Consider the following 12,431-nt stretch of genomic DNA (forward strand, 5'->3'; position numbering starts at 1 on the left):
CGACCATGTGACAGCCGCTGTTGCATGGTTAAATGTATTCGTTCCGTCAGCTTGGGTCGCGCCTGTCACCGGTACAGCTGTTCCGATGGTCAGATCGGTTGCAGCTATTGTATTTACCGCTGTCGTTGGCCAGGTTGTGACAATGGTTAGCGTATCGTTTGTTTTAACCGTACTTGATACCGTTGCTGTAAATGTGCCTGCACCTAAATGGGTAATTCGCCCGGATAAATCTTGCGCTCCGTTTTTCCCGTATGCATTAGCCGTTGCGTCAAACACATAGCCTGTATCGGCTGTAAGTACATATTTCGTTTTATAAGCTGTACCTGACAAGTAGGTTCCGCTTGCTGGCGCATAAGCCCCTCCGCTCGACCATGTGACAGCCGCTGTTGCATGGTTAAATGTATTCGTTCCGTCAGCTTGGGTCGCGCCTGTCACCGGTACAGCTGTTCCGATGGTCAGATCAGTTGCTGCTACCGCTGTAGTTCCTTTTTGTGGTAGTGCACTTACTTCGTTAGAGTAACCGATGGCGCCTGTAGCGTTGCTTGCTTGTACTGCAAAATAGTAAGTTGTTCCGTTCGTCAGTTCCACTGCCTTGTAGCTGTTGGTTGCTGCGCTGACGGTCGCAATTGGAATCGGGCCATAATGCCCCGTTGTCGTTCCCTGGTAAATATGATATTCAGCTGCTTCCGGCACACTGCTCCAGTTCAACGTCACCTGTCCGTTGCCAGCTGTCGCTGTCAGTTCAATCGGTGCAGCAGGCTGTCTCTCAACCTTCACGTTATACATTTGTTTCGATGTACCATCCTGCGCTATCACCTTGACTGTAATCGTGTTATCGCTCCCCACGTTCAAGTCAATTGCTCCCGATGCTGAACCACTCGTCACAGGCATACCATTTACGAATACTAATGAGCTGCTGTCGCTCACCGTTGGTGTTACCGTGATGCTGCTCACGCTGTTTGCTACGCTCGCCGTGTAGCTTTTCTCGCCCGGCACAAATGCCGGACTCAGTGTTCCGCTCGACAGCGTCAATTTGCTCAAGCTGGCATTGCTTGCTAGTCCCACCTTGCGAATCCGGTTATTACTGGAATCCGCGATATATACATTGTCATTTCTGTCTACAGCTACCCCATTCGGGTAATACAATTGGGCCGACGTCGCGGCTCCTCCGTCTCCTGAATAGCCAGCCTCCCCCGTGCCCGCCACCGTGCCCATGATACCGGTCAGCCTGTCTACTTTCCGAGTCCGGTGGTTCGTAGTATCGGCTATATATATATTACCGCTGCTGTCCACAGCTACGTCAGTCACGTTGCTCATGGTGGTTAGTGTCGCTGGTTGTCCATCTTCCGTAAAGCCAGTACCCCCTGTACCCGCCACCGTGCCCATGATACCCGTCAACTTATCTACTTTCCGAATCGTGTTGCTTCCATTCTCCGCTATATATAGATTATCGTCGCTGTCAAAAGCTACTCCTGACGGGAAGCTCAAGGGGGCCGAGGTCGCTGCTTCTCCGTCTCCTGAGTAGTCAGCAATCCCCGTGCCCGCCACCGTACTGATGATACCCGTCAACTTATCTACTTTCCGGATCCGCTGGTTATAATGATCCGCGATATACATATTTCCGTTGCTGTCAAAAGCTAGTTTCTCCGGGTAGTTCAACTGGGCTAATGTCGCCGCTTCTCCGTCTCCCGAATAGCCAACATCCCCCGTACCCACTACCGTGCTGATGATACCCGTCGATTGTTCTACTTTTCGAATCGTGTGGTTTCCAGTATCCGTTATATACAGATCTCCACTGCTGTCAATAGCTACTCCCATCGGTAAATTCAACTGTGCCGAGGTCGCCATTCCTCCGTCTCCCGAATAGCCAATAGTCCCCGTACCCGCGACCGTACTGATGTACCCCGTCGACTTGTCCACCTTCCGAACGACTGCGTTACTTCTATCCGCTATATACACATCCCCGTTGCTGTCTATAGTCAATCCACGTGGATCGTTCAACTGAGATGACGTCGCTGCCTCTCCATCTCCCGAATATCCGGCGGTCCCTGTGCCAGCTATTGTGCTGATCGTTGTACCCTCGCTTGCCGTGTAGGCAACAGGGGGCAAAGCTAGTAGCAAGGCTAACGACAAACTCATCATGCGCCTTATCATGCGCCTTTTCATGGGTGTTGTTCCTCCTAAAGTATGATTAATCATAGCAATTTTACTGGTTGTATTTTATCATGATAGTTTAGCCCATTAATGAAACTCAAAGAAAACTTTAAGTTCGCGCTAGACCTGTTCTTAACACTATAAGAATTAAGGAATGTCCTTTCGTAATAGTGTATAAAAAAAGCGTCGTAAGGGAGATATCCCTACGACGCTTTTTTAATGAATCCGATCTTAAGTTTAGTGGTAGCTGTGGCCACACTACCCACCTTAACACTATGTTCTCGCTTGCAGCGCCATTCTGGCAACCAGCATATATCCGGCCCCCCGCACCGTAATGATTCTCTCCGGATGGACAGGGTCAGCCTCGATTTTTTTACGCAAATTACTGATGTGTACAGCGACCGTTCTCGTATCCTCCAGACTCTCCATTCCCCAGATGATCTGAAACAACGTATCGACACTGACGACATTATTAACGTTTTGTGCCATATAGGACAGCAGACTGAACTCTTTTTTCGATAAAAAGACAGTTTTACTCTCTATGTTGACGGACTGTGCGTAGAAATCCAGCGTCAAACCCGGTAACTCCAGCAGTTGTTCCCTTCTGCCCGCCGACACTCTGCGAAGGTGAGCCTTGATCTTGGCCATGAGTACTCCCGGACTGAACGGCTTGGTCACATAATCGTCGCCGCCATAGGATAAAGCACTGATTTTCACCTCGTCTTCCTCACGACTGCTCAGAAACATGATCGGCGCATTCGTGTAGCTACGTGCGTTCATGCACCAATCAATGCCGTTTTCATTAGCCAGCAATACATCCAATACAATCAAATCCGGCTCGAACGATTTAAGCAGCTTCATCGCTTCTGCCCCGTTATGACTGTAGGAGGATATGTAACCCTCTCTCTCGCAATACATCTGAACAATCTCGCATATATGGGGATCATCATCGACGATCATTATTTTGTGAGTGTCCACCACACCGTCACCTTCTTTCATCTACAATACAAGGAAGTGATACGTAGAATACCGCCCCCGTCTTGCCGTCACTCTCTGCTTGAACCGTCCCTCCATGCGCTTGTACAATTTCCCGGCAAATCGCCAGCCCGAGCCCGCTACCCTCTATACCATTCTCCACGCCCGGCCGATCATACTTGTAATTACGATCAAAGATTTGCTCGAGCTGATCTGGAGGAATGCCCGTGCCAGAGTCTTCTACGCTAATTATCGCATAGCGGGTATCTTTCACCTTGTCCACAGCTAGCGCAATACGCACCACCCCACCTCTAGGGGTGAACTTCATTGCGTTCGACACTAGATTGAACAACGCCTGATCCAGTCTTTGCGCATCCATCTCTACAACAGGCAAGCTTTGTCCTTGATCTTCCACATCTCCGATATCCAGCATGAAATCCAACCCTGCGTCAAGTACAACCAGCTCATATTGTTCATAGAATTGGTGCAAGAAGTGAATCACATGAACCGGCTCCATTCGGTACGAGACTTGTCCTGTCTCCAAATGCGACAAGAAGGACAACTCCTCGATCATACGGTTAACCCTTATCGTGTTATCCCGGATATACTTCAGGTACTGTTCATTACTTTCCGGCTTGATCCTGTCCTGCACAGCTTCTACATACCCAAGCATGCTGGACAGCGGCATACGCAGATCGTGTGTAATATAGGCAAGAAGCTTTTTTCTCCCTTGCTCGGAGCGAAGTAACCGTTCGTATGAAGTGCGAAGACCATCATGAGCTTCGGATAAGGCAGTTGTGCGTTCCTGCACGGTCCGTTCCAAATTCATATTCATTTCGGTCAGCTTGTTGTTAGCATCCAGCAGCTCACGTGCAATCCTCTCTTCGTTTGATGCCGCCCTCGTAAATCTTGAAGAAAGCAGCATCATCTGTGCAATCGTAAAAATCAACAGACCAACAGGAGATGTATTTCCGATTAGTGACCATTCGTTATAATATAAAAAATCGTTGATGACAGTAGCCAAAGCAACCACCGATACCAGCAGGAAGATCAGCGCTCCCTCCATACGCCGCATAGCCACTCGGGCCAGTCCAACCATCAGATAAACCATATGCAGAACAATCATGACACCGATCAGCAGTAATAATTTTGTATATATAAGTGCAGGGGCCACCACAATAATTATACAGAATGCGCCGGTGGGGATTCGCGTGCTAAGATGAAACCAACGCGACACATAATTGGGAAAAATGCAATCAAAGTACATCGTGATGATATAAGTACTGCTGCAAAGAATCAGGTACTCCATTTTGAACTGCAATTCCCACGGAATAGCTGGCCACAATTGTGTGATCAATAGCTCCCCAACCAGCAAGGATCGGATACCGAACAACAGGGTGAACAGCCCAAAATACAATGTCGCCCTGTCTTTGAGTCGCAGGGCGAACAACAGCAGGTGATACACGCCAATCACTAGCAGGCTTGCAGTTACGAACATCTCGGCAGCAATTCTCAGATTGGTCTTGACCGTTAACACATCACTGCCACCCAGCTCTATATTCTTGGTGATGCCCCCTCGGGCATGATGGAAGTTGGCGACTTGCATTACAAGCTCTACCCTGTCATTCTCGGGCTGGAAGAACACCATCTTCGTTGCCAGATGCGGTGTCACGCTGCTCTTATCCTGACCAACCACACCAACTTCCGCCAGTAACTCGCCATTAACCCATAATTTATACGCATGAAAGATGGTAGGCAGCCGCAGAGCAAGCCGCTCATTCCTATCCTGCTCGCTAAGCTTTATGACCAACCGAAAGGTTGCAAAGCCTGTACCGTCCAGCTGCTGACCATCTAACTGATACCCTAGCCAGGAGCTCGGGATGCTGATCCAGCGGTCATGATTTCCGTCCCTTGCTAAGCGATTCTGTATTTCCTCAGGCGACAGTAGCTCTTTCCAATAGAACGTCCACTCCCCTGCTAACTTTACCGGATTCTCACTTACATGAACCTGCGTTAAATTCAGAATGCCTTTTTCACTTTTAAGCTTAGGGGAATCCGGAGCAGAGATGACGGCATAGCTTACAACCAAACCAACAACAACGGCAGCAGCTATATAAAATAAGATAGTACGAGAACTAACTCGGAGAATACCCCTCATTATGAAACCGACCCCAATCTACAAGATGCCCGACAAGTTAGTTCATTATCTAAACAATAACATCATTAAAGGGAAACATCTTTCTTTGAAAATGATATGGTTATATTTCTACGAAATTCGACAAATATCCTGCAATTTACTTGCAATCTTCTTCAAATTCGGTGAAAGTGACCCATAGGTAAAGAAAAATCCTTTACAATGGAATGGAAGGTAGTACCTGTCCATAATCCATAGAAAAGGATTAGCGCATGGATAATAATACTTGTATCGCCGCAAGCTCTCCGATGTCCTCTTAGAGGAAATATAATAATTATGTTCTCTAATCTCCCTGTTATATTATCACATTAGGAATACAAGTTGTGCTCAATCAACAAGTTACGGGCCTTGCATCCCCTCTGCCATCCACCCCAGGTACCGGCTTTCCTCTTCTTCGGTCAGGGGCTGTGGAAATGCGTTGTTCCTTACATACGACACCAACAGCGTCAATTCTTTGATCAACAGGGCAATTGTACTTATGATTCCGGGCAATTTGCGACACCTCCCGCACGTATACAATGAAACCGATCAGCAATGAGAACTACGGGTTCATGGTCCTTTTATTCTGTGTGGGCAGAGGCCTAGAAGTGCATGTACGCGGGAAATAGGTACGAGCTTTAGAATTTTATATAATTATTACTCATAAGCGAAAATATTAGAAGCTTAATAAAAAAATCAAGAAGCCAAAAAGATTGGAAGGATTATTTAAACAAATTATAGAATAATTTATGAAAAAACGTTTCAAGGAGAACAAATTCAATGATACCAACTTGGACAAAAGCTAAAATCAGCAATATCAAAGAAACTATACCACTTATATCCAAACTTACAGTCGACAACTTTAAAAACAGCTTTAATGAAAATGGGCAGACAGTACTAAACAATCTCAATGGCACTATAGGCATTGTCGTTAGATTGTTCGGACAACAACTCATTGATAAATATTTTGAGAAAATGATTGAGGAAAAGCTTAATAACTTTGGAATAAGTATTTACCTTAAAGCAGCTTTCGAGCAAGCTGAAGCCTCACTAATGAACATTGAACATTACAATTTAGACATTACATCAAGAAAAGAAATTGTGGAACGATTTGAAGAGGAATTTAGAAAGAAACAAGACACCATTGTAGATTCAGATTTAATCATTGATTTTACTCCTAAGCGACATCCTGCAGTTTGTATTGTACGAGAAGTGTGCGCCTCCATTCTTGAAGTGTATACTACTTCTGGATCAACTAAAAATGAGGCGGTAGACTCCTTTATAAAAGAATTTAATACAAATATAGAAGGCCGAATTATTTCATCTTTTGGGGAGGACTACGAAAGGCATCTAAGAGAAGTCGATGAAAAATGGACAAAAAGTACTGAGGGAAAATTATTAAATGATATGTTGAAATTGCAACGGATCGGGTTTGCAGAAAATGAAGATTTAAAATACCAAGAAACATTTGCTTATTGGAATAAAGTTGATGACTATAGAAACATAACTGATGAGACCAATCCATTACATATACAGATCTTTGAAAATAAACTATCTCCGATTGAAGATTTAATTAGAGAGTATTTTGATAAGGACGAAGAAACTATTGAAAAAACATTATTTATTCTGGCAGACTTCGGTAAAGGAAAATCAGTGTTTTTAAAACAAAAAGCTTATACACTTGCAAAAAAGTACGAACAATATGGAGATGGATTGATTCCGATCTATTTTAATTTAAGGGATTTTGATAAATATGATCAAAGTAGCACTTTTGGCATTATTAGTGATTATCTAGGTAAAAAATATGGAATCGATGTACAAAAAGAGGATTTTCAAAAAAATCGATATTGCTTTCTAGTTGATTCTTTAGATGAATGTGGCAATCTTACAGAAGAAAGAATTGATAGAGTTTTAACATCAATTAAGAAGATACAGAACATTAATATCACAAATTGTAGACATAATCGATTAATTATTACGTCTAGACCTATTGAACATGGATTACTAAAACATTTAAATTCCGGAAAACCATATATAATTAATAATTCAGAAAAAAGACCAATCAATTATTACATCTCCATATACGGCTTTAAAAAGGAGCAATTTAATGATTCACTTATTGATTCATTACGTAATGCATTGCCTTTAGATCCAAATGACTTTACCGACATTTCAAAAAAGATAGTACTATCTGTAATTCATGAACATGAAATTGATATATATCAAGAGTTTATTGATATTGATTTACTAACTACTAGTGAATTGAGAAGACCTATATTCAATTACATGATTTATAAACTCATCATCAGTAAAGCAAATCTCTCGTTTTCAAATAAAGTAGGGGTGTTTTTATCTTTTATTAATGTATTAACTAAAGAAGCTAAGTATATCGACGACATTCAAGATATCAATTTGAGAGATGAGTATAAATTTAGAAATATCCTTCATTCTACTGCCGCGCTGTGGATGTATGAAAACCATAAAAGTAATCAAGGATCTTTAAAGAAACAAGATATAAGTAATACTATTGAGGGTGCAATTATAGATAAAAATGATGCAGGAACATTAAGAAAGTACGAAGAAGTGGTAAATGTAGAATTTTTATCTCAGTCTTATTTTGGACAGAAAGGGGATACTTTTTACTTTCAACATCAATCTTTCGCAGAAATACTGTTAGCAGAATATTATTTAAAGCTTTTTATTCATTATGCATTAGATGAATCGTTAAGAATTGATGATGTGAGAGTACGTTTATTGTTAGGAAATCCTACCGAACAAACAATAGACTTTCTTATAGGATTATTAAATCTTTTAAGAGAAAGCGTTTCGGAAAAAGAACAACCAGACCAATCAATCATCCAAAAGAGGAAGTTACTTTTTCCAATGTTAGCATCACTCTGCACTTCTGATTATAGTAAGGGACTCTATAGTCAAGAATTAAAATTCACTTGGTTTAATAATTCCCAAATCAATAACAATACTACTGAGCCTCCGATAGATTTGCTAATTTCATGGGCCATAACAGATACAGTGATAGACAAGATCATTAAACTAGCATATAACATTATAAATTCTAATTCTAGGTATTTGTTGGCTAAAGTAAATTCAAACCATACCTCACTATATAATAATGAAGTAATTCAATTAAATAACGACATAAGCAATATCCCACCTGATATAGATCGATGGATATCTTTCTTAATAGGTAATCAGTTGTTTAATAATGAGAAAGAGATGATATTTTTCTCAGCTAATATTTCTGAAACAAAAATAATCTTCGACATGATGAAAAATTGGAACTTTTTTTTAGATACTTCTTCACCAGCATGGGGGAAAAACTTATTTAAAGGGATGAACATGCGTTACGAACCAACATTAGAAAATGACAAAGAATTTGATATTGTTAAAAACAGTACACAAGGTAACTCAATCGAAATAAATGGTATGGACTTTAATGGTATGGATTTTTCATTTTCAACACTCTCAAGTCTTTCGTTTAATCAATGTAATTTTTATAATTCATCTTTCATATCTGCTAAATTAGTTCACGTAAGGTTTTCATATTCAGATTTTGCTGAAGCATCATTCAGGAGCTCTACCTTTATTAAAACGTCGTTTAGTGCATCTAGACTACATTCGATAGACCTTGTTGATATTAAATTTGAAACATTAGCATTAGATATATGTGAGATTTTACAAGGTGTAATTTTACCACAATCATTGACTTATATCCTTAAGGGAAGCACCTCGGGACTTGTAAATTTTGGCAAGAAATCTTATATAGGAGATTTAGAGCATGACCCATTTGATATTACAAAAGAGATGTTTGATGTACTTAAGCCCCTGATTAAATGGATATTAACAAATGAGCACGCAAAACTTGAGGAAGTAAAACAGTGGTTTATATTTGAAAATAACAATGATAAAGAAATATTCCACGGACTATTAGACGGTATTAGTGTTTAGAAATTTATTCTCTTGCAAATGATTATCTTTTATATAAAAATCAACTTATTCCTAGTGGTATTTCTATTACGTAGAACTAAGATAGTTTTATAAATACGTTACTCAACGAGATAAGATTACAGAAACAAAATTAGCAATAACATTAATAAGGCTCTAATGCACAATGCGCATGAGAAACATTGAGCAAGATCACTAACAAACCTTCTTCCTGTCCTCGCCAAGTACCATTTTATAGCCATTGAAAAAACTAAATAAGCTGCTTCAGATTTTTACTACGGCGGCTTATTTAGCTTTTCGTTAATGTCGATGTTTGCTGCAAAACTCTCCTTTTTGTCCCGTCCTGATTTCTGATAAATTAAAGGCATAATTAGTTAAAAACATTAGTATGCCTCATGGAACGACTCAATATGCATCTTTTAAATTGAACCTAAAGTGAGAGGGATCTTTCTTCCACAGTTTAATTGTGAACGAATCCAAATAAGTATTCCCATTTTTTCCACTTATACATTCATTTCTAGAAACCTTGACCATCCCAATTCATGGCTCATCTTAAGCTCATCAATCACTAGACATAGCCATCGCCCAATCATTTCCATAATTCCATGCAACCAAAGTAGCACTATCCCTCCCCTGCCCAGCATGCACCTTCAACAACGCATTCTGAGTACATTTTTCAAGAGACTCTTCATTGTAAAAAGCATCGTATAACCCTTGCGGATTTTCGAATTCTCTTTCGCCAAACTCCAATGAACCATCCTTAGTCATTACGAGCAGGTTATGTCCTTGTCTTAGCTCCCGAACACCTGAAGAATAACAAGGCACCGGTTGATCAAACGTGTTCACGGACCCAATCCACTCATAGTGATTACGCTGATTCAGCAAATATTGCCCCCGGCCTGCCAGGTCCGGATGGAGCAAATATACAGAGTTGTCTCCCACAGAGAACCACCATAAGTAATTCTCCTTGCGGACGCACAGCAGACATGCCGTTTCACCCTCCACTTGCTGGCATTGGCTTCTAAAGGCTTCCGACTTGAACACAGACAACAAGAAGTCTTCTAATGTTTTAAAAGCTTGGTGAATGGGCAGGGACAGGCAGTTAATAATCTCGCTAACTTCGCGATCCATAGTCTTCATCAGCAGCTCTGCACTTTCCGCTGTCTTATGGGCATCCAGAAGCATAACAAACTCCCAGCCGCCATTCGGATCGCTTAACACGAGCACGCCATCTTCATTTTTATTAACTCCTGCTGAAGCCTTTCCGTCATAACGACCAATAACGATTTCATCCAATTTGATAGTTGTCGGCTCATCCAGAAACATCTCACTACTGCCCACCCAACTGAATTTATGTATGCCTGTCATCCTGTCCCCCCCCTTAATGATATATTTAGTTTTGTCCCTGTTGTTTTTATGAATCAACTTTTATCACTTCTTTTCTGTCCTTCTTATCCGCTTCTTTATAAAAGAAAGAAATCAAACTACATAATATAATCACAAAAAAAGCGATACCGTATAAACTTGAGAACGACTTAGAGATCTTATTCTGCGAGTACTGCTGAATGTCTGCGGCATAGGTGCTAACTGTGTTTTGAACTTCGGCAATTTTGTGATCTACATCCGCAGCGACTTGCTCTTTAATCGCTTTCTTAGTAGCATCATTTAGCGGTTTACTTGTGTCCAGTTGTTGACTAGCCTTCTGTACTTCTGCTTCAATTAATGCTGATCTTTCCTCAGGACTCATTATTTTTTTCTCATCATTAGAAGAAGCGTTTGTGTTAATTTTCTCGGATTCTAAATTTCTTTTGGTGTTCTCCAGTACGGGTCTCTTGCTGCTCTTTAGTAATATCCAGCTTTAGAATTTCCTTTTGGGCATGATCTAATATTTGAACTTTTGCATTGGCGATGTTGCTTGTCAGGGCGGAAACAAAAATGGCTACCGCTAGAACGATCCCAACCTGGCGCAGTACCCCAACCACACTCTGGGAAGCCGTAAGTAATTCGCCGGTAAAAGAAGATGCAGCCAGAACCGTAATCGGGCCTACAATGATCCCGTAACCAAATCCAAGAACCATACAAGCTATGATCAATTGCGTGTATCCATTAGATACGTCCAAATGATAAAGCATGTAGTAGGCAACAGCCATCGCCATAAAACCGGTGAATATAACTGCCTTTCTCCCGACTTTATCAACCAGTAAACCAGCAATCGGCGAAAATACAAAGATCATTGCGGATATCGGAGTGACTAATAGCGCTGCTCGCAGCTCAGATTCTCCATGAATCCGGTTCAGGAACGTCGGCAGGAGCACGGTAACCCCGATTAGAAAAAGGTTGCTGAACACTACGGTTACGGCTGAGGCATTAAACTGACGATCCTTGAACAATTTCAAGTTGATCATTGCATACTGACTTCTTTTTTCTGTGAAAATAAAAATGATGAATGAGACGATGGAGACTGAAAAAGTAGCAATAACCCTCATGCTCTCCCACCCCCATGAATTCCCTTGCGTGAGTCCCAACGTTAAGCTAAACATGAAACAGACACACCAGAAAGCACCCTTATAATCATTTTTGCTTTTGATTTTCTCTTCATTGTTGATGTTTAGACAGAATAAGGAGATCCCTATCGCAATGATGCTTAAAGGAACATTGATTAGAAAAACCCATCTCCAGCCAAGAAATTGTGTAATTAGCCCGCCAATTGAAGGTCCCAACGCCGCCGAAAGTCCTTGAGTTACACCTAGAATCGCGATAACTTTGCTTCTTTTTTCTATAGACACTGTAGATATACCAATAACCATACTAATCGGAAAAATAATCGCCGCACCAATACTCTGTATGCCTCTTCCGATAATTAGCAAATACACATCAGTGGAGAAAGCACAGACCAATGATCCTACGCAAAAAATGATAAAGCCTAATATGTAGATTTTATTTTTACCATAAATCTCTGCCAACCTGCCTAGAGGAATGGTCATGACTGCAAAAGTTATTGTGTATATATTCAGTGCCCAGGATAATTGGTTCAAAGTTACACCCAGACTATCCTGTATAACCGGCAATGTTATATTCATAATCGTCGTATCTAACATACATAAGAATATCCCCATGCACATCACAGATATGGTTAAAAAAAGATTGCTCTCCTTTTTCATAGAAC

Annotated in this window: 7 protein-coding genes and 1 pseudogene; 1 reads left to right on the forward strand and 7 read right to left on the reverse strand. The window is 41.3% G+C overall.

Translation table 11 applies throughout. From position 1 onward, the window contains the following. From ACFRAM_RS07420 to ACFRAM_RS07435, 4 genes and pseudogenes are all read right to left on the reverse strand, one after another. Window positions 1–2,166, reverse strand: a 2,166-nt coding sequence (locus tag ACFRAM_RS07420) for an NHL domain-containing protein (RefSeq protein WP_379465270.1), incomplete at its 3' end; no start/stop codon positions are given. Between the two features lie 261 nt (window positions 2,167–2,427). Then, window positions 2,428–3,132: a response regulator transcription factor gene (locus tag ACFRAM_RS07425; RefSeq protein ID WP_379465272.1), complete on the reverse strand. Its 705-nt coding sequence runs from the start codon at window positions 3,130–3,132 to the stop codon at window positions 2,428–2,430. A gap of 7 nt (window positions 3,133–3,139) precedes the next feature. Further along, entirely contained in the window at window positions 3,140–5,287 is a 2,148-nt protein-coding gene (locus ACFRAM_RS07430) for a sensor histidine kinase (RefSeq protein WP_379465274.1), read from the reverse strand. A 353-nt stretch (window positions 5,288–5,640) separates the two neighbouring features. Continuing rightward, window positions 5,641–5,815, reverse strand: a pseudogene (locus tag ACFRAM_RS07435) (RNA polymerase subunit sigma-70); the annotation flags it as partial. Window positions 5,816–6,082: 267 nt separating this feature from the next. On the opposite strand from ACFRAM_RS07435, the gene ACFRAM_RS07440 reads away from it, so the two are divergent. Next, window positions 6,083–9,268 carry a pentapeptide repeat-containing protein gene (locus ACFRAM_RS07440; RefSeq protein ID WP_379465275.1) on the forward strand — a complete coding sequence of 1,062 codons (3,186 nt, stop codon included), beginning with the start codon at window positions 6,083–6,085 and terminating at the stop codon, window positions 9,266–9,268. 558 nt (window positions 9,269–9,826) lie between these two features. Here ACFRAM_RS07440 and ACFRAM_RS07445 read toward each other — a convergent pair. Genes ACFRAM_RS07445 through ACFRAM_RS07455 form a run of 3 tightly spaced genes read right to left on the reverse strand, consistent with a single transcriptional unit; the run spans window position 9,827 to window position 12,426 of the window. Beyond that, entirely contained in the window at window positions 9,827–10,633 is an 807-nt protein-coding gene (locus ACFRAM_RS07445; RefSeq protein ID WP_379465276.1) for a PP2C family serine/threonine-protein phosphatase, read from the reverse strand. A 46-nt stretch (window positions 10,634–10,679) separates the two neighbouring features. After that, window positions 10,680–11,012, reverse strand: a complete 333-nt coding sequence (locus tag ACFRAM_RS07450; RefSeq protein WP_379465278.1) for a hypothetical protein — start codon at window positions 11,010–11,012, stop codon at window positions 10,680–10,682. Between the two features lie 34 nt (window positions 11,013–11,046). Next, window positions 11,047–12,426 carry an MFS transporter gene (locus ACFRAM_RS07455; RefSeq protein ID WP_379465280.1) on the reverse strand — a complete coding sequence of 460 codons (1,380 nt, stop codon included), beginning with the start codon at window positions 12,424–12,426 and terminating at the stop codon, window positions 11,047–11,049. Between the last annotated feature and the right edge of the window lie 5 nt (window positions 12,427–12,431).

It is taken from the genome of Paenibacillus sp. NPDC056722, assembly GCF_042790635.1.
Classification (GTDB): domain Bacteria; phylum Bacillota; class Bacilli; order Paenibacillales; family Paenibacillaceae; genus Paenibacillus_AQ; species Paenibacillus_AQ agri.

Coding starts and splice junctions, on each gene's coding strand:
- ACFRAM_RS07430 (WP_379465274.1), bottom strand. CDS start 5,287: ATGAGGGGTATTCTCCGAGTTAGTTCTCGTACTATCTTATTTTATATA.
- ACFRAM_RS07440 (WP_379465275.1), top strand. CDS start 6,083: ATGATACCAACTTGGACAAAAGCTAAAATCAGCAATATCAAAGAAACT.
- ACFRAM_RS07445 (WP_379465276.1), bottom strand. CDS start 10,633: ATGACAGGCATACATAAATTCAGTTGGGTGGGCAGTAGTGAGATGTTT.
- ACFRAM_RS07450 (WP_379465278.1), bottom strand. CDS start 11,012: ATGAGTCCTGAGGAAAGATCAGCATTAATTGAAGCAGAAGTACAGAAG.
- ACFRAM_RS07455 (WP_379465280.1), bottom strand. CDS start 12,426: ATGAAAAAGGAGAGCAATCTTTTTTTAACCATATCTGTGATGTGCATG.